Raw genomic sequence first — 21,202 nt, 5'->3', positions numbered from 1 at the left:
GCCAAGCGGCCCCTGACGATACCGATATCAACCTGTGTTTCAGGATGACCTTTTTTGGGGCTGCTGCGCAGCCCAACGGGGATAAATCCCCTCGCCACAGAAGATCTCTGCGGCCAGGAAAGTGCGCCCAGTCACCCCTTGTCCTCCTCAACCACAGGTGCCGCCGGCAAGGTAAACCCCGACACCGAACGGCGCAGCTGGCTGGCCATTTTCGCCAGGTTGCCAATGCTCTCAGCCGTGGCGGTTGAGCCGGATGAAGTCTGCGTGGTGATCTGCTGGATCACGTTCATGGTCAGGGAAATCTGCCCCGCCGAGGTGGTCTGTTGCCGCGCGGCGTTGGAAATGCTCTGGATCAGCGCCGCGAGGGTCTTGGACACCCCTTCGATTTCCTCCAGGGCCACCCCGGCATCCTGGGCCAGGCGGGCACCGCGCACCACTTCGCTGGTGGTCTGCTCCATGGAAATCACCGCCTCGTTGGTGTCGGCCTGGATCGCCCGCACCAGCGTTTCGATCTGTCGGGTCGCCGCCGAGGAACGCTCCGCCAACCGCTGCACCTCATCGGCCACCACCGCGAAACCACGCCCGGCATCACCGGCCATGGACGCCTGGATCGCAGCATTGAGGGCCAGGATGTTGGTCTGGTCGGCGATGTCGTCGATCAGGCTGACAATGTCGCCGATTTCCTGGGAAGACTCGCCCAGGCGCTTGATGCGCTTGGCGGTGTCCTGGATCTGCTCGCGAATGTTGTCCATGCCATGAATGGTGTTGTGCACCACCTCGTTGCCCTTGTTGGCGATTTCCACCGAGCGTTCGGCCACCGCCGACGACTCGGCGGCGTTGGCCGATACCTGGTCGATGGACTGGGCCATTTCATTGATTGAAGTCGAAGCTTCGCTGATTTGCTGGGCCTGGTGCTCGGAAGCCTGGGCCAGGTGCATGGCGGTGGCCTGGGTTTCCTGCACCGCCGCGGCGACCTGGCCGGCGGTGAGGTTGATGGTGGCGACCAGATCGCGCAACTGGTCCACCGAATAATTGATGGAGTCGGCGATGGTGCCGGTGAAATCCTCGGTCACCGAGGCCGTGACGGTCAGGTCGCCATCAGCCAGGTCGGCGATTTCATCCAGCAGACGCATGATCGCGTTCTGGTTGCGCTCGTTCTTTTCCGCGGTTTCGCGCAACTGCCGATTGGTTTCCCGGACCATGACCAGGCCGATCAGGATAATCGAGGCCAACGCCAGCAGGCCCAGCACATAACCGCCGATGGCATGGACCGAGCGGCCTCCGGCCAGGTTCTCGAGAGCCGTGGTCAGGTGCGAGGCTTCGTCGAGCAGGGTCTGCGACAGGTTGAAGATGTTGCCCGCCGACTCCCGAACCTTGAACAGCTCCGGCGAGGTTTCGAGGATTTCGTCCACCGAGCCCGAGACGAATTCGAAAAGCTCGCTGATTTCACTGAGGCGGGCCCGGGCGTCGCGATCCTGGACCTGGGAAATCTTCAAGGCCGCGTCGCCTTGCAGCATGCCGTTGAGCACCTGGCCGAAACGCGCGGCATCGCGGCCGAACGTGTCGGCGGCCTGGCTGGCGTTTTCGTCGCCCGCCAGCACCGTGTTCACCGCACCGAGAATGCGCTCGGCCAACAACGACTGACGCTGGGCCATGGCCACCTGGGACGCTGGCGCGCCGCGCTGCAACAGGATCTCGACGACTTTTTCGTATTCGACCTGCAGTTGCGGCACGGTTTCAGCCAGGGTCGCCGCCACCTGGTGCAGCGACAGCACCGTCTGTTCACTGGACAGGATGGCGTCGGTGTTCTTGAGCAGGCGCTCCCAATCCAGCTGCACGGCGCGCATCTGGGGGCGCAGGGTGGTAGGTGCCGGAGGCAGGCCCGTCACCGGGTCACCTTGCTTGAGATAGCCCCAGCGCTGGGCGAAATCATTGCGTGCATCGCTCAGCAACTTGAACGCCGCAGCCTTGCCGGCGGCGGCCTCGGTGGCGTTCTTGGCGATGCGCTGGGACAGCACCCGCAACTCTCCCGCATGACCGATGTACTGCTTGTCGTAGGTGGACTGGGTGTTGAGGTAGGCGAAATTGGCGAACAGCAGCATGATGAAGACGATCAGCGCGACGAACAGCACGATGATCTGCGAACGACTGCGCGATGCTTCCAGTGGCTTGCCTGTGTTTGCTTTGATCATCGATTTTCGCCTGTGCTACCCAGTCCAACTCACTCACCGTGGTCCCATGTGCAAGCGAGCTTGCTCGCAATAGCCTTGGATCAGTCAGTTCTGACTGACCCACCGCTATCGCGAGCAAGCTCGCTCCTACAAGGGCCTGCGCTGCATCTCGTCAAATCGCCACATCCATGAAACCCGCCGACCGCGTCAGGGCGAAAGGGCTGAACACCTGCCACTGCCGCTCGCCGCGAAACCGGCCCTTGACGAAGGCCGCCTCCGGGCCGTCGCAGTCGTCCGCCAGCGTCGGCTCCAGGCTGTCCTGGGCGAAATGCTGCAACCCCAGGACTTCATCTACCAGCAACCCGGCGAATATCTCGTCGTGGTCCACCACCAGCACCCTCCGTTGTTTGCGCACCGCCGACAGTTCATGACCGAAAAAGCCGCAGAGGTCCATCAGGGGCAACAACCGCCCGCGCAGGTTGGCCACGCCGCGCACCCAGGGCTTGACCCCGGGCAGGTGCGTGTGGCGCGGCTCATGCAGCACTTCGCTGACCTCTCCCATGGGCGCCACGTACCAGTTCTCTCCCAGGCGAAAACCGATGCCGCTCCAGCTGTGGTGCAGGGTCGGCTGGGACGGCAAGTCCGCCGCCAGGGACCGGCAGCGCCGATCGATCTGCAACAGCAGTTCGAACGCGGTCAGGGATGGGCTCATGGCCGCGTCATCAACCCGCCAGCACGTTATTGAGGGTCTTGATCAGGGTTTCTTCGTCCACCGGCTTGGTCAGGTAATCCTTGGCGCCCTGGCGCGTGCCCCAGACCTTGTCGGTTTCCTGGTCCTTGGTGGTGATGATGATCACCGGGATATGGCCGGTGTCCGGGTCCTTGGTGAGCTGGCGGGTCGCCTGGAAACCATTGAGGCCGGGCATGACGATGTCCATCAGTACCGCGTCGGGTTTTTCCTGGCGGGCCAGGGCCACGCCGTCGGCGCCGTTCTCGGCCTTCAGGACCTGATGACCGTGCTTTTCCAGCATGCCGGTCAGCTTGTACATTTCGGTCGGCGAATCATCGACGATCAGAATTCGTGCCATGGTGTTCCCCATTCTTGTCGACCCCCAGGCCCCGTGGCCGAGCGTCATTTAATGTGCCTGGTGCGGCTGGACAGCGGCAAAGCCCGGGACATGGGCCTGTATCGCGCCCAGCAGTTCTTCCTTGCTGAAAGGCTTGGTCAAAAATTGATCGGAGCCGACAATACGTCCCTTGGCCTTGTCGAACAGGCCGTCGCGGGAAGACAGCATGATCACCGGCGTGGCCTTGAAGGCGCTGTTGTTCTTGATCAAGGCGCAGGTCTGGTAGCCATCCAGGCGCGGCATCATGATGTCGACGAAGATGATGCCTGGATGATGGTCGGCAATCTTGGCCAGGGCATCGAAACCGTCGACAGCCGTGATCACTTCGCAACCCACGTTGCGCAGCAAGGTTTCGGCGGTGCGGCGAATGGTCTTCGAGTCATCGATGACCATGACCTTCAAGGCGCTGGGTTGCTGTTGCGTAAGATGCTCTGCCATTGCCACTGCGAACCGGTTTTTAACGCGTAAATGCGACCGACGGCGCAAGCCCTTGATGTTCAAGGCCCGCGCGCCACATGGCAGCCTTTTTAGCACAGTCTCCAGCGCCGGGCTATCGGCCGCTCGGCGCGATGGTTTTTCCTTGACCGACAATTCGCCGGGCGCCACTCTGACGCCACTTTTTCACGGCATTCATGCCCATCAGTTTTTTCGAGGAACCAAGCCATGAGCGTACGCGTCGGCATTGTCATGGACCCTATCGCCAGCATTTCCTATAAAAAGGATAGCTCGCTGGCCATGTTGCTGGCCGCCCAGAAGCGCGGCTGGGAGCTGTTCTACATGGAACAGCGCGACCTCTACCAGGCCGAAGGCCAGGCGCGGGCGCGGATGAAGCCGCTGAAAGTCTTCGCCGACCCGCAAAAGTGGTTTGAACTGGGCGAGGAAAGCGATGCACTGCTCAGCGACCTGGACGTGATCCTGATGCGCAAGGATCCACCCTTCGACATGGAGTTCGTGTATTCCACCTACCTGCTCGAGCAGGCCGAAAACGCCGGCGTGCTGGTGGTCAACAAGCCCCAGAGCCTGCGCGACTGCAACGAAAAGCTGTTCGCCACGCTGTTCCCGCACTGCACGCCACCGACCATCGTCAGCCGACGCCCGGATGTATTGCGCGAGTTCGCCGATCATCACGGCGACGTGATCCTCAAGCCGCTGGACGGCATGGGCGGCTCCTCGATCTTCCGCCACACCGCCGGCCATCCCAACCTGTCGGTGATCCTGGAAACCCTGACCCTGCACGGCAAGCAGCAGATCATGATCCAGGCTTACCTGCCGGCCATCGTCGATGGCGACAAGCGCATCCTGATGATCGACGGCGAACCGGTGGATTATTGCCTGGCCCGTATTCCCGCAGCCGGCGAAACCCGCGGCAACCTGGCAGCCGGCGGCCGTGGCGAGGCGCGCCCGCTGACCGAGAAGGACCGCTGGATCGCCGCCCAGGTCGGCCCGACGTTGCGCGAAAAAGGCCTGCTGTTCGTAGGACTGGACGTGATCGGCGAGCACCTGACGGAAATCAACGTCACCAGCCCGACCTGCATCCGCGAGATCGACAATGCGTTTGGCACCGACATCGGCGGGATGCTGATGGATGCCATCGATCAGAAGCTCAAGACTCGTTGATCGGGATCTGATGAAGGAAACCGACATTGCGTTATCATGCCCGGCCTGAAAAAAACGCGATGTTGGTTTCCTTGTCATGACCCTCCCGTCCGATCTGCCCCAAGAGCTCGCCCATCGTGGCGTGCGCCCGGCCGATCGCCTCGGTTTTACCCTGTTCCTGGCGGCCCTGATCCACCTGGCCCTGCTGCTGGGTGTCGGCTTTGCCACGGTCGAACCCAAGCAGATCAGCCAGACCCTGGAAATTACCCTGGCCACTTTCAAGAGCGAGACCAAGCCGGCGAAAGCGGACTTCCTCGCCCAGGAAAACCAGCAGGGCAGCGGTACCCTGGAAAAGAAGGCGATTCCCAAGACCACCGAGATCGCCCCCTTCCAGGACAACCAGGTACAGAAAACCACCCCGCCGCCGGCGGCCAAGCCAGAGGTGCAGGAAACAGCGCCCAAGGCGGCCGTGACCACCGTGGCGCCGAAACCGAAGAAGGCCCCGGTCAAGGAAGAGGTCAAGCCCGACCCCAAGCCCAAGACCCCGGTGCCGACCTTCGACAGCGCCCAGTTGTCCAGCGACATCGCCAGCCTGGAAGCCGAACTGGCCCAGGAGCAGCAACTCTATGCCAAGCGCCCGCGTATCCACCGCCTGAGCGCCGCCTCCACCATGCGCGACAAGGGCGCCTGGTACAAAGACGAATGGCGCAAGAAGGTCGAGCGCATCGGCAATCTCAACTACCCTGACGAAGCGCGGCGCAAGCAGATCTACGGCAACCTGCGACTGATGGTCTCGATCAACCGCGACGGTTCCCTGTATGAAGTGCTGGTGCTCGAATCCTCCGGCCAGCCGCTGCTGGACCAGGCCGCCCAGCGGATCGTGCGTCTGGCGGCGCCGTTCGCGCCGTTTACCGGGGACCTGTCGGACATCGACCGGTTGGAAATCATCCGCACCTGGAAATTTGCCCGCGGCGACCGGCTGTCCAGTAACTGATAACCACCCCAATCCCCTTGTGCGAGCAAGCTCGCACCCACAGGGGATTGGTGACAGTCTCAGGCATTTCCCAGCTTGTCAGTTCGGCCCTGCGCCGCCACACTAGCGCCTATGAAAAATGTCAGCCCCACCTACCTCAAGCATCACTTCCTGATCGCCATGCCGCACATGGCCGATCCGAACTTCGCCCATACCTTGACCTACATCGTCGAGCACACGGCCAATGGGGCCATGGGGCTGGTGATCAATCGACCGCAGGAACTGAACCTCGCGGACATTCTCGAACAGCTGCGCCCCGAGGTGGAGCCGCCATTACTGTGCCAGCACGTACCGATTTTCATCGGTGGCCCGGTGCAGACCGATCGTGGTTTCGTGCTCCATCCGTCGGGTCCCAGCTACCAGGCGACCGTGGACCTCAATGGCGTATCGCTGTCGACGTCCCAGGACATCCTGTTCGCCATCGCCGACGGTGTCGGCCCGGAAAAGAGCCTGATTGCCCTCGGCTATGCCGGCTGGGAAGCCGGGCAGCTGGAAGCCGAACTGGCCGACAACGCCTGGCTGACCTGCCCGTTCGATGCCGACATCCTGTTCAATACCAGCAGCGAACTGCGCCTGGAAGCGGCGGCCAGCCGCCTGGGAATCAACCTCAGCCTGCTCACCAGCCAGGCGGGACACGCCTGATGGCCCTGCGCTTGCTGCTGGGCTTCGATTACGGCACCAAACAGATCGGCGTTGCGGTCGGCCAGGTCGTCACCGGCCAGGCCCGCGAACTGTGTACCCTCAAGGCCCAGAACGGCGTTCCGGACTGGAACCAGGTCGAAGCGCTGATCAAGGAGTGGAAACCCGACGCCGTGGTGGTCGGCCTGCCGCTGAACATGGACGGCACTCCCAGCGACATGTGCCTGCGCGCGGAAAAGTTTGCCCGCCGGCTCAATGGCCGCTTCAATCTGCCCTTCTATACCCACGACGAACGCCTGACCACGTTCGAAGCCAAGGGTGAGCGCCTCGGGCGCGGCGGGCAGAAAGGCAGTTACCGTGACAACCCGGTGGACGCCATCGCCGCGGCCCTGCTGCTGCAGGGCTGGCTCGATGCCAACGCCGCCCTGTTCGATACCTGATTTTCCGAAAGCGCCGCCAAGGCGCTTTCTTTTAGCGATGAACCGCGCCACGCACACCGGCCCGGAAACCTGAAGGAGCCAGCATGAGCCTGCCCAATCCTGCCGAACTGATCAGCCAGATGGCGATCCGTCTCACGGCACACCTGGAACAACGCGGCATCAGCGAACCACGCTACATCGGCATTCGCACAGGTGGCGTCTGGGTCGCCCAGGCCTTGCTCGAAGAACTCGGCAGCCAGTCGCCCCTGGGCACCCTGGACGTGTCCTTCTACCGCGATGACTTCAGCCAGAACGGCCTGCATCCGCAAGTGCGCCCTTCGGCCCTGCCCTTCGAGATCGAAGGCCAGCACCTGGTGCTGATCGACGACGTGCTGATGAGTGGCCGGACCATCCGCGCCGCCATGAACGAGCTGTTCGACTATGGTCGCCCGGCCAGCGTGACCCTGGTGTGCCTGCTGGACCTGGACGCCGCCGAGCTGCCGATCCGCCCGAACGTGGTCGGCGCGACACTGGCCCTTGCCGCTCACGAGCGGGTCAAGCTCTCCGGCCCGACCCCGCTGCAGCTCGAACTGCAAGACCTCGCCCTTTAACTGCCCTTGTAAAGAGTCCATTGCGATGACGCCTCTCGAAACCAAGCGCCCGCTGCAGCTCAACGATCAGGGCCAGCTGCGGCACTTCCTGTCCCTCGATGGCCTGCGCCGCGAGCTGTTGACGGAAATCCTCGACACCGCCGACTCATTCCTCGAGATCGGCGCCCGGGCGGTGAAGAAAGTCCCGTTGCTGCGCGGCAAGACCGTATGCAACGTGTTCTTCGAAAACTCCACCCGCACCCGCACCACCTTCGAACTGGCGGCCCAGCGGCTGTCGGCGGACGTGATCACCCTCAACGTATCTACGTCCTCGGCGAGCAAGGGCGAAACCCTGCTCGATACCCTGCGCAACCTCGAAGCCATGGCCGCGGACATGTTCGTCGTGCGCCATGGCGATTCCGGGGCGGCACATTTCATCGCCGAGCACGTCTGCCCGCAGGTGGCGATCATCAATGGCGGTGATGGCCGCCACGCCCACCCGACCCAGGGCATGCTGGACATGCTGACCATCCGCCGGCACAAGGGCGGCTTCGAGAACCTTTCGGTAGCCATCGTCGGCGACATCCTGCACTCGCGGGTAGCCCGCTCGAACATGCTGGCCCTCAAGACCCTCGGCTGCCCGGACATCCGGGTGATCGCGCCGAAGACCCTGCTGCCCATCGGCATCGAGCAATACGGCGTGAAGGTCTTCACCGACATGGCCGCGGGCCTCAAGGACGTGGACGTGGTGATCATGCTGCGCCTGCAACGCGAGCGCATGACCGGCGGCCTGCTGCCCAGCGAAGGCGAGTTCTACCGCCTGTTCGGCCTGACCACCGCGCGCCTGGCCGGCGCCAGGCCGGACGCCATCGTCATGCACCCGGGGCCGATCAACCGGGGCGTGGAGATCGAATCGGCCGTGGCCGACGGTCCGCATTCGGTGATCCTCAACCAGGTGACCTACGGCATCGCCATCCGCATGGCGGTGCTGTCCATGGCCATGAGCGGGCAAACGGCCCAGCGCCAATTCGACCAGGAGAACGCCCAGTGAAGCTCAGCATTCTCGGCGCACGCGTGATCGATCCGGCCACCGGCCTGGATCAAGTGACCGATATCCATATCGATGCCTGCAAGATCGTCGCCCTGGGCGCCGCTCCGGCCGGCTTCATTCCCGCCCAGACCCTCGAAGCCCAGGGCCTGGTGGCTGCCCCCGGCCTGGTGGACTTGAACGTCGCCCTGCGCGAGCCTGGCTACAGCCGCAAAGGCAACATCGTCAGCGAAACCCAGGCCGCCGCGGCCGGTGGCGTAACCAGCCTGTGCTGCCCACCGCAGACCAGGCCGGTGCTGGACACCTCGGCCGTGGCCGAACTGATCCTCGACCGCGCCCGGGAAGCCGGTAACACCAAGGTCTTTCCCATCGGTGCGTTGAGCAAGGGCCTGGAAGGCGAGCAACTGGCCGAACTCATCGCCCTGCGCGATGCCGGTTGCGTGGCATTCGGCAACGGCCTGAACAATTTCCGTAACACCCGCACCCTGTGCCGGGCCCTGGAATACGCAGCGACGTTCGGCCTGACGGTGATCTTCAATTCCCAGGACCACGACCTCGCCGAAGGCGGCCTGGCCCACGAAGGCCCCACCGCCAGCTTCCTCGGTTTGCCGGGCATCCCGGAAACCGCCGAGACCGTGGCGCTGGCCCGGGACCTGCTGCTGGTGGAACAGAGCGGCGTGCGCGCGCACTTCAGCCAGTTGACCAGCGCCCGTGGCGCGGCGCTGATCGCCCAGGCCCAGGCCCGCGGCCTGCCTGTCACCGCCGACGTGGCGCTGTACCAGTTGATCCTGACCGACGAAGCCCTGATCGACTTCAACAGCGTCTATCACGTCCAGCCGCCGCTGCGCACCCGCGCCGACCGCGATGGGCTGCGCGAAGCAGTGAGGTCCGGCGTCATCTCGGCCATTGCCAGCCATCACCAGCCCCACGAGCGGGATGCCAAGCTGGCGCCATTCGGCGCCACCGAGCCGGGTATCAGCAGCGTCGAATTGCTGTTGCCACTGGCCCTGACACTGGTGGAAGACGGCTTGCTCGACCTGCCGACCCTGCTGGCCCGCCTGAGCACCGGCCCGGCCCAGGCGCTGGAGTTGCCGGCGGGCAAGCTGGCGGTCGGCGCGGCGGCAGACCTGGTGCTGTTCGACCCTGCGGCCTCCACCGTGGCCGGCGAAGCCTGGCGCTCCAAGGGTGACAATTGCCCGTTCCTGGGCCACAGCCTGCCGGGGGTGGTGCGCTATACCCTGATGGACGGGCGGATTACCCACCAGGCCTGAAACCGCGGCGCCCTTATCGCGAGCAGGCTCGCTCCCACAGGGGGATTTCCGGTGCACACATGATATGTGAACACTTCGATCCATGTGGGAGCGAGCCTGCTCGCGAATGCAGGCGACTCGGTCCTACTGAAAAGCCCCACGCTTCTGCGCGTTACGAATCGACACCTGATCGTTCAATGTCCAGAAGTCATACAGCACGCCCAGGAAAAACACCCCACCGGTCAACAGATAGACGATCGCGCTGATCCATTTGCCCTGGTACATCCGGTGCACGCCGAATACGCCGAGGAACGTCAGCAGGATCCACGCCACGCTGTATTCGATCGGTCCCGGGGTGAAACGCAGGTCGGCCTCGCGGTCCATGGATGGAATCAGGAACAGGTCGATCAACCAGCCGATGCCCAGCAGCCCCAGGGTGAAGAACCAGATCGTGCCGGTGACCGGCTTGCCATAGTAGAAACGGTGGGCACCGGTGAATCCGAAGATCCAGAGCAGATACCCGATGAGTTTGCTGTGGGTATCGTGAGTAGCGCCCTGCTGATAGCTGTTCATGAATGGCCTCTTTTGCCTCGATAGATAAATTTGTTCGAACCTTTTGTGACTTTTTCGTGTCGAGCCGACAAGCGGTTCCGGACGAATCGTGTCCGGGAAAGCCCCGTAATACGGGGCTTGTGTAGGACAATCCGGACAAAGTGTCGCAATTAGCGGTTTTTTCGCACCCTTTTCAATCGACAAACGGCCTCGGGATCATCAGAAAAGCTGTTATAAAGTTGCGCGCTAACCTTTAAGAGCCCTGCCTAATGCGTCCATTTATCAAGACATGGCTGACCTTTTGCCTATTATTGCCCCTGGCCGCCCACGCCACCAACCGTGAGCAACGTCTTCCCAATATCAATGGCTTCACACCCAAGGCCCATGTTTCTGCTCCATCGAGCAAGAACCGGCAAAAGCCCCAGCGTGTGAGCACCGCCAACAGCAAGCTGGTACCGCCCATGGCGCCCAAGACCAGCAGCAACGTGCTGAGCCGTGCGGTGAACGTGCTCGGCACGCCTTATCGCTGGGGCGGCAGTAGCCCAAGCAAGGGATTCGATTGCAGCGGCCTGGTGAAATACGCCTTCAACGATGCCACGTTCAACCTGCCGCGCACATCCAATGCAATGGCCAGCGGCCACGGCGAGAAAGTCGACCGCAAGGACCTCAAGCCCGGCGACCTGATCTTCTTCAAGCTCAAGAGCCGCCGGGTCAATCACGTGGCGATCTACCTGGGCAACGACCGTTTCATCCATGCTCCGCGGCGTGGCAAGTCAGTGACCATCGACACCCTGAACAAACCTTATTGGAACACCCACTACGTGGTTGCCAAGCGGGTCTTGCCGAAAGAACAGGCTGGGTTGCGAGTGGCTCAGCGCTGATTCAAGCCCCCTCGTGGCGAGGGGGATTCAGCGAAACGTCGTACCGCCCCGCCGGGCTGCGAAGCAGCCCCCGGATGGCGAGCCAGAAATAAGGATGCAAGCCTTTGTTGGGGGCCGCGCCGAAGGTCCCTGGCCGATTCCCCTAGAAGTTATCCGGCGTACGCGCCCTCTCCCGCGCATGCTCGCGGCTGATCAGCCCCTTGTTCACCAGATCCTTCAGGCACATGTCCAGCGTCTGCATCCCCAGGGATCCACCGGTCTGGATGGCAGAATACATCTGCGCCACCTTGTCCTCGCGGATCAGGTTACGGATCGCCGACGTGCCCAGCATGATCTCGTGGGCGGCGACGCGGCCCCCACCGATCTTCTTGACCAGCGTCTGGGAGATCACCGCCTGCAGCGACTCCGACAGCATCGAGCGAACCATTGATTTCTCATCCCCGGGAAACACGTCCACCACGCGGTCGATGGTCTTGGCCGCCGAGGTGGTGTGCAGGGTGCCGAACACCAGGTGCCCTGTTTCAGCGGCGGTCAGTGCCAGGCGAATGGTCTCCAGGTCGCGCATCTCCCCCACCAGGATCACGTCCGGGTCTTCCCGCAGGGCCGAGCGCAGGGCCGTGGAAAAACCCTGGGTATCGCGGTGCACCTCACGCTGGTTGATCAGGCACTTGCGCGGCTCGTGGACAAACTCGATGGGGTCTTCGATGGTCAGGATGTGGTGATGCTTGTGGGTATTGAGGTAGTCGATCATGGCCGCCAGGGTGGTGGACTTGCCCGAGCCGGTCGGCCCGGTCACCAGTACCAGCCCTCGGGGCGCCTCGGTCACCTTGCGAAACACATCGCCCATCCCGAGGTCTTCCATGGTCAGGACTTTCGACGGAATGGTCCGGAACACCGCCCCCGCCCCGCGATTCTGGTTGAAGGCGTTGACCCGGAACCGCGCCACACCCGGCACATCGAAGGAAAAATCGGTTTCCAGAAACTTTTCGTAATCTACTCGTTGCCGGTCGTTCATGATGTCGTAGATCAACTCATGAACCTGCTTGTGGTCCAGGGCCGGCAGGTTGATCCTGCGCACGTCGCCGTCGACGCGGATCATCGGCGGCAGCCCGGCGGACAGATGCAGGTCCGACGCCCCCTGTTTGGCGCTGAACGCCAGCAGTTCGGTGATATCCATAGCGCTCCTCAATTCCAGTAGAATGCCGCGAACCTCAGACCCGCTGGCGCTTCTTTATGTCCACGATAGCAGACAACATCGCCCTGGTAGTTTCACGGATCCGCGCTGCGGAGCAGGCCGCCCGACGCCCCGAGCACAGCGTCCAACTGTTGGCGGTGAGCAAGACCAAACCCGCCCAGGCCCTGCGGGAAGCCTATGCCGCGGGCCTGCGGGACTTCGGCGAGAACTATCTCCAGGAAGCGCTGGGCAAACAGGCTGAACTGACCGACCTGCCCTTGACCTGGCACTTCATAGGCCCCATTCAGTCGAACAAGACGCGCGCTATCGCCGAACATTTCGCCTGGGTGCATTCCGTGGATCGCTTGAAAATTGCACAACGCCTGTCCGAGCAACGCCCGTCCGGGTTGCCACCCCTGAACATCTGCATCCAGGTCAACGTCAGCGGCGAAGCCAGCAAGTCCGGCTGCACCCCGGCCGACCTGCCGGCCCTGGCCCACGCCATCGACGCCCTGCCACGCCTCAAGCTGCGCGGGCTGATGGCCATCCCCGAGCCAACCGAGGATCGCGCCGCCCAGGACGCGGCCTTCGCCGCGGTCCAACGCCTTCAAGCGAGCCTGGACCTGCCTCTGGACACCCTGTCCATGGGCATGAGCCATGATCTCGAATCCGCCATTGCCCAGGGCGCAACCTGGGTACGTATCGGCACTGCCCTGTTCGGCGCCCGCGATTATGGCGGTCACTGACCCTAGCCATGCCAACTCCACTCTCTCTAATCAAGGACCTGTCATGAGCAACACGCGTATTGCCTTCATCGGCGCCGGCAACATGGCCGCCAGCCTGATCGGTGGCCTGCGGGCCAAGGGCCTGGATGCCGCGCAGATCCGCGCCAGTGATCCGGGCGAAGAGACACGTGCCCGGGTGAGCGCCGAGCACGGCATTGAAACCTTCGCCGATAACGCCCAGGCCATCGACGGCGCCGACGTCGTCGTGCTGGCGGTCAAGCCCCAAGCGATGAAAGCCGTGTGCCAGGCCATCCGCCCGAGCCTCAAGCCTCATCAGCTGGTGGTATCGATTGCCGCGGGCATCACCTGCGACAGCATGAGCAACTGGCTCGGCGCCCAGCCGATCGTGCGCTGCATGCCCAACACCCCGGCGCTGTTGCGCCAGGGCGTCAGCGGTCTGTTCGCCACTGCCCAGGTCTCCACCGAGCAACGCCAGCAGGCCGAAACGCTGCTGTCGGCCGTGGGCCTGGCGTTATGGCTGGAGACCGAGCAACAGCTGGACGCGGTCACCGCTGTCTCCGGCTCGGGCCCGGCGTATTTCTTCCTGTTGATCGAGGCCATGACCGCCGCCGGCGAGAAGCTTGGCCTGCCGAGGGAAACCGCCGCCCGGTTGACCCTGCAAACGGCACTGGGCGCCGCCCACATGGCAGTGTCCAGCGATGTCGATGCCGCCGAACTGCGGCGTCGCGTAACCTCTCCCGCCGGCACCACCGAAGCGGCGATCAAATCGTTCCAGGCCGGAGGCTTCGAAGCCCTGGTGGAAAAAGCACTCGGCGCCGCCGCGCATCGCTCGGCCGAGATGGCCGAACAACTGGGCCAATAAGGAGCCATTCATGATCGGATTGAACACCGCAGCGGTCTACGTGCTGCAAACCCTCGGCAGCCTGTACCTGCTGATCGTACTGATGCGTTTCGTGCTGCAACTGGTACGCGCCAACTTCTACAACCCGCTGTGCCAGTTCGTCGTCAAGGCCACCCAGCCACTGCTCAAGCCGCTGCGTCGCATCATTCCGAGCCTGTTCGGCCTGGACATGTCGTCGCTGGTACTGGCGATCCTCCTGCAGATGGCACTGATGGCCCTGACGCTGCTGCTGACCTACGGCACCACCGGCAATCCACTGCAATTGCTGATCTGGTCGATCATTGGCGTGACCGCGCTGTTCCTGAAGATTTTCTTCTTCGCGCTGATCATCAGCGTGATCCTGTCGTGGGTCGCTCCGGGCAGCCATAACCCGGGCGCCGAGCTGGTGAACCAGATCTGCGAACCGGCCCTGGCACCGTTCCGCCGTATCGTGCCGAACCTGGGCGGCCTGGATATTTCGCCGATCCTGGCATTCATGGTGCTCAAGCTGATCGACATGCTGGTGATCAACAACCTGGCGGCGGTGACCATGATGCCGGAAATCCTGCGCCTGCTGATCTGATGGGGCGCACCTCCTCTGTGGCGAGGGGATTTATCCCCTCGCCACAGATAAATACCCGTGCCATAAGACACACCCCCGCCTTTGCTTGCCGCTAACCCCAGCGGTCTTTAGACTTACGCCTCATTTCAACGAGAGCAGGGTCGATGCCAGCTGCCTTTCCCCCCGATTCCGTTGGTCTGGTGACGCCGCAAATGGCGCATTTCAGCGAGCCCCTGGCCCTGGCCTGCGGCCGTTCGTTGCCAGCCTATGACCTGATCTATGAAACCTACGGCACCCTCAACGCCACGGCCAGCAATGCCGTGCTGATCTGCCACGCCTTGTCCGGGCATCACCATGCCGCCGGCTACCACAGCGTCGACGATCGCAAGCCAGGCTGGTGGGACAGTTGCATCGGCCCCGGCAAGCCCATCGACACCGACAGGTTCTTCGTCGTCAGCCTGAACAACCTCGGCGGTTGCAATGGCTCCACGGGCCCCAGCAGCCTCAACCCTGAAACCGGCAAGCCCTTCGGCGCCGACTTTCCGGTCTTGACCGTGGAAGACTGGGTCCACAGCCAGGCCCGCCTGGCAGATCGCCTCGGCATCGACCAGTGGGCAGCGGTCATCGGCGGCAGCCTGGGGGGCATGCAGGCCCTACAGTGGACCATCACCTACCCGGACCGTGTGCGTCATTGCCTGGCAATCGCCTCGGCTCCCAAGCTGTCGGCACAGAACATCGCCTTCAACGAAGTGGCGCGCCAGGCGATCCTCACCGATCCGGAGTTCCACGGCGGCTCGTTCCAGGAGCACGGCGTGATTCCCAAGCGCGGGCTCATGCTGGCGCGGATGGTCGGGCATATCACCTACCTATCCGATGACTCCATGGGCGAAAAATTCGGCCGGGGCCTCAAGAGCGAAAAGCTCAACTACGACTTCCACAGCGTCGAGTTCCAGGTGGAAAGCTACCTGCGCTACCAGGGCGAGGAGTTCTCCGGGCGCTTCGATGCCAACACCTACCTGTTGATGACCAAGGCCCTGGACTACTTCGATCCAGCGGCGAACTTCGACAATGACCTGGCGAAGACCTTCGCCGGCGCCACCGCCAAGTTCTGCGTGATGTCGTTCACCACCGACTGGCGCTTTTCCCCGGCCCGCTCCCGGGAGCTGGTGGATGCGCTGATGACGGCGCGCAAGGACGTCTGCTACCTGGAAATCGACGCCCCCCAGGGCCACGACGCCTTTCTGATCCCGATCCCGCGCTACCTGCAGGCGTTCGGCAACTATATGAACCGTATTACGCTGTGAGGACGCCATGAGAGCCGATCTGGAAATCATCCAGGAATGGATCCCCGCCGGCAGCCGCGTGCTCGACCTGGGCTGCGGCAACGGCGAACTGCTGACCTGGCTGCGGGACAACAAGCAAGTCACCGGCTACGGCCTGGAAAACGACCCGGACAACATCGCCGAGTGCGTGGCCAAGGGCATCAACGTCATTGAACAGGACCTGGACAAGGGCCTGGGCAACTTCGCCAGCAACAGCTTCGATATCGTGGTCATGACCCAGGCCCTGCAAGCGGTGCATTACCCGGACAGGATTCTCGACGAAATGCTCCGGGTCGGACGCCAGTGCATCATCACCTTCCCCAACTTCGGCCATTGGCGCTGCCGCTGGTACCTGGCGAGCAAGGGGCGCATGCCGGTGTCGGAATTCCTGCCCTACACCTGGTACAACACGCCGAACATCCACTTTTGTACCTTCGAGGATTTCGAGGAGCTGTGCCGCGAACGCCAGGCCAAGGTCATCGATCGCCTGGCGGTGGACCAGCAACACCGCCACGGGTGGGCCAGCAAGCTATGGCCTAATCTGTTAGGTGAAATAGGCATCTATCGGGTCAGCAGCCCAGGCCTTGCCGACCACCAGATCGCGGTATGAACCCCGGCCCTACCAGGAGCACGACATGAAACGTCTAGCGTTGTTTCTCATCACCGCCTGCCTGAGCATTGGCGCCATGGCCGCCGACGCCATCAAGGCCGAACGCAAGGAAGTGTTCGGTGACATCACCGTGCACTACAACACGTTCAACTCCACCTTCCTGGCACCAGATATCGCCAAGGGCGCCGAGCTGATCCGCAGCAAGCAACAGGGTGTGATCAACGTCTCGGTACTCAAGGATGGCAAGCCCTTGATGGCCCAGGTCAGCGGCACGGTGAAAGACCTCACCAGCCAGAGCATCCCGCTGAAATTCAAGCAGGTGACCGAGCAAGGCGCGATCTACTACATCGCCCAGTATCCAGTACCCCAGCAGGAAACCCGCACCTTTGAAATCAAGGTGCGAACCGGCGACAAGATCAACACCATCAACTTCAACCAGGAACTGTTTCCGGGCCAATGATGAACCTCACCCAACTCGTACTGGCCAGCCACAACGCCGGCAAGCTCAAGGAGCTCCAGGCCATGCTCGGCGACTCGGTGCACCTGCGCTCCATCGGCGAGTTCAGCCAGGTGGAACCTGAAGAAACCGGCCTGTCGTTCGTCGAGAACGCCATCCTCAAGGCCCGCAACGCCGCACGCCTCTCGGGCCTGCCGGCGCTGGCCGACGACTCCGGGCTGGCGGTGGACTTTCTCGGCGGCGCGCCGGGCATCTATTCGGCACGTTATGCCGACGGCAAGGGCGACGCGGCGAACAACGCCAAGCTGCTCGAAGCCCTCAGGGATGTACCTGAAGCCGAGCGGGGGGCGCAATTCGTCTGTGTCCTGGCGCTGGTCCGGCATGCCGATGATCCGCTGCCGATCCTGTGCGAAGGCTTGTGGCACGGGCGCATTCTCACCGAGGCCCGGGGCGAACACGGTTTCGGCTACGACCCGCTGTTCTGGGTACCGGAACGAAACTGCTCCAGCGCCGAACTGGGCCCTGCGGAAAAGAACCAGCTGAGCCACCGCGCCCGCGCCATGGTCCTTCTGCGTCAACGCCTGGGCCTGCAATGACCGATGAATCCCCCGCACCGCTGATACACGGCGGTGCACAAGCGCCCAGGGCGCCGCTGCCGGTGCTGCCGCCCCTGGCGCTGTACGTCCACATCCCGTGGTGCGTGCGCAAATGCCCGTATTGTGATTTCAACTCCCACGCCGCCAGTGCGCAGTTGCCCGAAGAAGAATATGTCGACGCCCTGCTGGCCGACCTCGACCAGGACCTGCACGCGGTATACGGGCGGCCACTGAGCTCGATCTTCTTTGGCGGCGGCACCCCGAGCCTGTTCAGCGCCAGGGCCCTGGGCCGGCTGCTCGAAGGCGTGGCGGCGCGGATTGCCTTCGCCCCCGACATCGAAATCACCCTGGAAGCCAACCCCGGCACCTTCGAACAAGATAAATTCGTCGCATACCGTGCCCTGGGCATCAATCGCCTGTCCATCGGCGTCCAGAGCTTCCAGCAGGCCAAGCTCGAGGCGCTGGGGCGGATCCACAACGGTGACGAAGCGGTGCGCGCCGCCGGCATGGCCCGCCAGGCCGGGTTCGACAACTTCAACCTGGACCTCATGCATGGCCTGCCCGACCAGTCCCTCGACGACGCCTTGGGCGACTTGCGCCAGGCCATCGCTCTGAAGCCCACCCACCTGTCCTGGTACCAGCTGACGCTGGAGCCGAACACGGTGTTCTGGAACCAGCCGCCAACCCTGCCGGAAGACGATACCCTGTGGGACATCCAGGAGGCAGGGCAGGCATTGCTGGCCGAGCATGGCTATGCCCAATACGAAGTCTCGGCCTACGCCCAGCCTGGCCGGGCAGCGCGACACAACCTCAATTACTGGAGCTTCGGCGATTTCATCGGCATCGGCGCCGGCGCCCATGGCAAGCTCAGCCATCCGGACGGGCGTATCGTGCGCACCTGGAAGACCCGCCTGCCCAAGGACTATCTCAACCCGGCCAAGCGCTTCCTGGCCGGCGAAAAAGCCTTGCCCAACGAAGAGCTGCCTTTCGAGTTCCTGATGAACGCCCTGCGCCTGACCGAAGGCGTGGACGCGCGGCTGTACCCGGAGCGGACAGGGCTGCCCCTGCAAAGCCTGGCCGAAGGCCGGCGCGAGGCCGAACAAAGCGGGTTGTTGCAGGTCGAACCGTCACGTCTGGCGGCCACCGAGCGCGGACAGCTGTTTCTCAATGACTTGCTGCAGAAATTTCTGAGCTGATCAACACAAGGAAATCGAATGGATCTGGTACTCGACCTGCTTGCCACCGTGTCCCGCTGGAGCCGCAGCAATCTCTCGGAGATCTCCCTGGCGCTGGTAGGCTGCCTGCTGGTGCTGTTTGGCGCGGACATCAAGGGTTGGGTCGAACAGCGCCTGGGCAGCATCGCCGGCGCCTTGCGCGTCCCGCTGATCGCCCTGCTGTGCATGATCGGCAGCGGTGCGGCCCTGATCTATGCCACTCCATGGATCGTCAAGGGATTGAGCCAGTTCAACAACTACAGCCTGGCGCCGGTTCTACTGGTGGTACTGGTGTTGATAGGCGTAGTCGCGGATCGGCGCTGATTTCGACCTGCACAAAACAAATGTGGGAGCGAGCTTGCTGGCGATGGCGGTATGACAGTCAACATTGACGTTGGATGTCATGCCCTCATCGCGAGCAAGCTCGCTCCCACAGGGGATCCCATTTCAGCAGGACTTCGTCTTACGCCACCTTCTCGAACTTCAAGTCCCAGACCCCATGCCCCAGCCGTTCGCCACGGCGTTCGAACTTGGTGATCGGTCGTTCGGCCGGGCGCGGCACATAGCGACCGTCTTCGGCCAGGTTACGGTAACCCGGGGCGACGTTCATCACCTCCAGCATGTACTCGGCGTAGGGTTCCCAGTCGGTGGCCATGTGCAGCACACCGCCAACCTTCAACTTGCTGCGCACCAGCTCGGCGAACGACGCCTGGACGATGCGGCGCTTGTGATGGCGGCTTTTGTGCCAGGGGTCGGGGAAGAACAGCATCAGCCGGTCGAGGCTGTTGTCGGCCACGCAGCGGTTCAGCACCTCGATGGCGTCGCAATCATAGACCCGCAGGTTGGTCAGCCCTTGGGTCAGCACGCCATTGAGCAGCGCACCGACACCGGGACGGTGCACTTCCACGCCGATGAAATCCTGTTCCGGCGCGGCAGCGGCCATTTCCAGCAGCGAATGGCCCATGCCGAAACCGATCTCCAGCGAGCGCGGGGCCGAGCGGCCGAACACCTGGTCAAAATCCACCGGCGCATCGGCCAGGGGCAGGACGAACAGAGGGGCGCCCTGTTCCAGGCCGCGTTGCTGGCCTTCGGTCATGCGCCCGGCGCGCATCACGAAACTCTTGATACGGCGGTGTTGGCGTTGTTCTTCGCCTTCTTCCGGCAGGACAGGCGTGTCGTTCGATTCAGTCATCAATGGCTCTTACTTGATCAGACCATCCAGCGGCGAGGAGGCGCTGGCGTAAAGTTTCTTCGGCATGCGACCGGCCAGGTAAGCCAGGCGACCGGCAACGATGGCGTGCTTCATGGCTTCGGCCATCAGGACCGGCTGCTGGGCATGGGCGATGGCGGAGTTCATCAGCACCGCTTCGCAACCCAGTTCCATGGCGATAGTGGCATCCGAAGCGGTACCGACACCGGCATCCACCAGCACCGGGATCCTGGCTTCTTCGAGGATGATCTGCAGGTTGTATGGGTTGCAGATGCCCAGCCCCGTACCGATCAGGCCAGCCAGCGGCATGACCGCGATGCAGCCGATTTCCGCCAGTTGACGAGCAATGATCGGGTCATCGCTGGTGTACACCATCACGTCGAAACCTTCCTTGACCAGGGTTTCGGCGGCCTTGAGGGTCTCGATCACGTTGGGGAACAGGGTTTTCTGGTCGGCCAGCACTTCCAGCTTGACCAGGTTGTGCCCATCGAGCAGCTCACGGGCCAGGCGGCAGGTGCGCACGGCCTCGACGGCGTCGAAGCAGCCGGCGGTGTTGGGCAGGATGGTGTAGCGGTCCGGCGGCAGGATATCCAGCAGGTTCGGTTCGCCCGGGTTCTGGCCGATGTTGGTCCGGCGCACGGCGACGGTGACGATTTCGGCGCCCGATGCTTCGATGGCCAGGCGGGTCTCTTCCATGTCGCGGTATTTGCCGGTGCCTACCAGCAAGCGCGACTGGTAGGTACGACCGGCCAGGACGAAGGGCTTGTCGCTACGAACGATGCTCATGGGAAATCCTCTGTTGGGGTGAGGTTCTTGCGAAATTTGACTGACCAGACGCCGTGAAACGCCGCGAACGGATTTGCACGCTGCCTGGTGCTAGCCGCCGCCGATGGCGTGGACGACTTCGACCTGGTCACCCTCGTTGAGGGTCGTGTCGGCATGCTGGCTGCGCGGGACGATATCCAGGTTGAGTTCCACCGCGACGCGACGCCCGGCAAGATCCAGGCGGGTCAGCAGGGCCGCAACGGTTTCACCGTCGGGCAATTCAAAGGGTTCGCCGTTCAACTGAATGCGCATGCCGGATGCCGTCATCATTTTTAGGGGCTGGCATTCTAGCCCGATCAG

The 21,202-nt window shown here is 63.1% G+C and carries 26 protein-coding genes; 17 read left to right on the top strand and 9 right to left on the bottom strand.

The window, feature by feature from the left end; genetic code table 11:
* Positions 1–131: 131 nt before the first annotated feature.
* The 4 genes from BW992_RS08940 to BW992_RS08925 all read right to left on the bottom strand — a co-directional run bounded on the left by BW992_RS08940 (position 132) and on the right by BW992_RS08925 (position 3,736).
* Positions 132–2,192: a methyl-accepting chemotaxis protein gene (locus BW992_RS08940; RefSeq protein WP_072390173.1), complete on the bottom strand. Its 2,061-nt coding sequence runs from the start codon at positions 2,190–2,192 to the stop codon at positions 132–134.
* A 151-nt stretch (positions 2,193–2,343) separates the two neighbouring features.
* Complete coding sequence (locus BW992_RS08935) at positions 2,344–2,883, bottom strand: chemotaxis protein CheW (protein WP_072390176.1); 540 nt, start codon at positions 2,881–2,883, stop codon at positions 2,344–2,346.
* 10 nt (positions 2,884–2,893) lie between these two features.
* On the bottom strand, positions 2,894–3,259 hold the full coding sequence (gene pilH / locus BW992_RS08930; protein ID WP_072390179.1) for a twitching motility response regulator PilH: 366 nt from the start codon (positions 3,257–3,259) through the stop codon (positions 2,894–2,896).
* 48 nt (positions 3,260–3,307) lie between these two features.
* The gene (locus BW992_RS08925) at positions 3,308–3,736 is read right to left on the bottom strand and encodes a response regulator (protein ID WP_003206467.1); all 429 of its coding nucleotides are present in this window, start codon (positions 3,734–3,736) and stop codon (positions 3,308–3,310) included.
* A gap of 225 nt (positions 3,737–3,961) precedes the next feature.
* On the opposite strand from BW992_RS08925, the gene gshB reads away from it, so the two are divergent.
* From gshB to BW992_RS08890, 7 genes are all read left to right on the top strand, one after another.
* On the top strand, positions 3,962–4,915 hold the full coding sequence (gene gshB / locus BW992_RS08920; protein WP_072430890.1) for a glutathione synthase: 954 nt from the start codon (positions 3,962–3,964) through the stop codon (positions 4,913–4,915).
* 76 nt (positions 4,916–4,991) lie between these two features.
* On the top strand, positions 4,992–5,888 hold the full coding sequence (locus BW992_RS08915) for an energy transducer TonB (RefSeq protein ID WP_072430891.1): 897 nt from the start codon (positions 4,992–4,994) through the stop codon (positions 5,886–5,888).
* Positions 5,889–5,999: 111 nt separating this feature from the next.
* The gene (locus BW992_RS08910) at positions 6,000–6,569 is read left to right on the top strand and encodes a YqgE/AlgH family protein (protein WP_072390189.1); all 570 of its coding nucleotides are present in this window, start codon (positions 6,000–6,002) and stop codon (positions 6,567–6,569) included.
* Positions 6,569–7,006, top strand: coding sequence for a Holliday junction resolvase RuvX (ruvX, locus tag BW992_RS08905; RefSeq protein WP_072390193.1), 438 nt, complete (start codon positions 6,569–6,571; stop codon positions 7,004–7,006). Before BW992_RS08910 ends, ruvX begins: the two co-directional genes overlap by 1 nt.
* 83 nt (positions 7,007–7,089) lie before the next feature.
* Positions 7,090–7,596: a bifunctional pyr operon transcriptional regulator/uracil phosphoribosyltransferase PyrR gene (gene pyrR, locus BW992_RS08900; RefSeq protein WP_072390196.1), complete on the top strand. Its 507-nt coding sequence runs from the start codon at positions 7,090–7,092 to the stop codon at positions 7,594–7,596.
* 25 nt (positions 7,597–7,621) lie between these two features.
* Positions 7,622–8,626 carry an aspartate carbamoyltransferase catalytic subunit gene (locus BW992_RS08895; protein ID WP_076406025.1) on the top strand — a complete coding sequence of 335 codons (1,005 nt, stop codon included), beginning with the start codon at positions 7,622–7,624 and terminating at the stop codon, positions 8,624–8,626.
* Entirely contained in the window at positions 8,623–9,894 is a 1,272-nt protein-coding gene (locus tag BW992_RS08890; protein WP_072390203.1) for a dihydroorotase, read from the top strand. Before BW992_RS08895 ends, BW992_RS08890 begins: the two co-directional genes overlap by 4 nt.
* A 123-nt stretch (positions 9,895–10,017) precedes the next feature.
* Here the strand turns inward: BW992_RS08890 and BW992_RS08885 are convergent, their stop codons facing one another.
* Positions 10,018–10,446, bottom strand: coding sequence for an NINE protein (locus BW992_RS08885; RefSeq protein WP_072390206.1), 429 nt, complete (start codon positions 10,444–10,446; stop codon positions 10,018–10,020).
* A gap of 248 nt (positions 10,447–10,694) precedes the next feature.
* On the opposite strand from BW992_RS08885, the gene BW992_RS08880 reads away from it, so the two are divergent.
* Complete coding sequence (locus BW992_RS08880; RefSeq protein WP_072458574.1) at positions 10,695–11,306, top strand: C40 family peptidase; 612 nt, start codon at positions 10,695–10,697, stop codon at positions 11,304–11,306.
* Between the two features lie 142 nt (positions 11,307–11,448).
* Here BW992_RS08880 and BW992_RS08875 read toward each other — a convergent pair whose 3' ends face one another.
* Positions 11,449–12,483 (bottom strand): type IV pilus twitching motility protein PilT, encoded by a 1,035-nt coding sequence (locus BW992_RS08875; protein WP_072390212.1) that lies wholly within the window; start codon positions 12,481–12,483, stop codon positions 11,449–11,451.
* Between the two features lie 56 nt (positions 12,484–12,539).
* Here BW992_RS08875 and BW992_RS08870 point away from each other — a divergent pair, with 56 nt between their 5' ends.
* The 9 genes from BW992_RS08870 (at position 12,540) to BW992_RS08830 (ending at position 19,191) form a co-directional block, all read left to right on the top strand.
* Complete coding sequence (locus BW992_RS08870) at positions 12,540–13,226, top strand: YggS family pyridoxal phosphate-dependent enzyme (protein ID WP_076406023.1); 687 nt, start codon at positions 12,540–12,542, stop codon at positions 13,224–13,226.
* Between the two features lie 43 nt (positions 13,227–13,269).
* Complete coding sequence (gene proC, locus BW992_RS08865) at positions 13,270–14,088, top strand: pyrroline-5-carboxylate reductase (protein WP_072430896.1); 819 nt, start codon at positions 13,270–13,272, stop codon at positions 14,086–14,088.
* A gap of 10 nt (positions 14,089–14,098) precedes the next feature.
* Positions 14,099–14,689, top strand: coding sequence for a YggT family protein (locus BW992_RS08860; RefSeq protein ID WP_072390222.1), 591 nt, complete (start codon positions 14,099–14,101; stop codon positions 14,687–14,689).
* A gap of 143 nt (positions 14,690–14,832) precedes the next feature.
* Positions 14,833–15,972, top strand: a complete 1,140-nt coding sequence (gene metX / locus BW992_RS08855; protein ID WP_072390225.1) for a homoserine O-succinyltransferase MetX — start codon at positions 14,833–14,835, stop codon at positions 15,970–15,972.
* 7 nt (positions 15,973–15,979) lie between these two features.
* Entirely contained in the window at positions 15,980–16,600 is a 621-nt protein-coding gene (gene metW, locus BW992_RS08850) for a methionine biosynthesis protein MetW (protein ID WP_072390228.1), read from the top strand.
* A 25-nt stretch (positions 16,601–16,625) separates the two neighbouring features.
* Positions 16,626–17,060, top strand: a complete 435-nt coding sequence (locus BW992_RS08845; protein WP_072390231.1) for a DUF4426 domain-containing protein — start codon at positions 16,626–16,628, stop codon at positions 17,058–17,060.
* Positions 17,057–17,653 (top strand): RdgB/HAM1 family non-canonical purine NTP pyrophosphatase, encoded by a 597-nt coding sequence (gene rdgB / locus BW992_RS08840; RefSeq protein ID WP_072390234.1) that lies wholly within the window; start codon positions 17,057–17,059, stop codon positions 17,651–17,653. The genes BW992_RS08845 and rdgB overlap by 4 nt, the downstream gene beginning before the upstream one ends.
* Positions 17,650–18,849, top strand: a complete 1,200-nt coding sequence (gene hemW / locus BW992_RS08835) for a radical SAM family heme chaperone HemW (protein ID WP_076406021.1) — start codon at positions 17,650–17,652, stop codon at positions 18,847–18,849. Before rdgB ends, hemW begins: the two co-directional genes overlap by 4 nt.
* Before the next feature lie 18 nt (positions 18,850–18,867).
* Positions 18,868–19,191: a DUF3392 domain-containing protein gene (locus BW992_RS08830; RefSeq protein ID WP_072390240.1), complete on the top strand. Its 324-nt coding sequence runs from the start codon at positions 18,868–18,870 to the stop codon at positions 19,189–19,191.
* A gap of 139 nt (positions 19,192–19,330) precedes the next feature.
* On the opposite strand, the gene trmB is transcribed toward BW992_RS08830, so the two are convergent.
* The 3 genes from trmB to thiS form a co-directional block, all read right to left on the bottom strand.
* Entirely contained in the window at positions 19,331–20,059 is a 729-nt protein-coding gene (gene trmB / locus BW992_RS08825) for a tRNA (guanosine(46)-N7)-methyltransferase TrmB (RefSeq protein WP_076406020.1), read from the bottom strand.
* A 9-nt stretch (positions 20,060–20,068) separates the two neighbouring features.
* Positions 20,069–20,863 carry a thiazole synthase gene (locus BW992_RS08820; RefSeq protein WP_053148263.1) on the bottom strand — a complete coding sequence of 265 codons (795 nt, stop codon included), beginning with the start codon at positions 20,861–20,863 and terminating at the stop codon, positions 20,069–20,071.
* A gap of 90 nt (positions 20,864–20,953) precedes the next feature.
* Positions 20,954–21,154 (bottom strand): sulfur carrier protein ThiS, encoded by a 201-nt coding sequence (thiS, locus tag BW992_RS08815; RefSeq protein ID WP_072390871.1) that lies wholly within the window; start codon positions 21,152–21,154, stop codon positions 20,954–20,956.
* Between the last annotated feature and the right edge of the window lie 48 nt (positions 21,155–21,202).

It is taken from the genome of Pseudomonas sp. 7SR1, from assembly GCF_900156465.1.
Classification (GTDB): Bacteria; Pseudomonadota; Gammaproteobacteria; order Pseudomonadales; family Pseudomonadaceae; genus Aquipseudomonas.
This window is presented reverse-complemented; position numbering and strand designations above follow the sequence as displayed.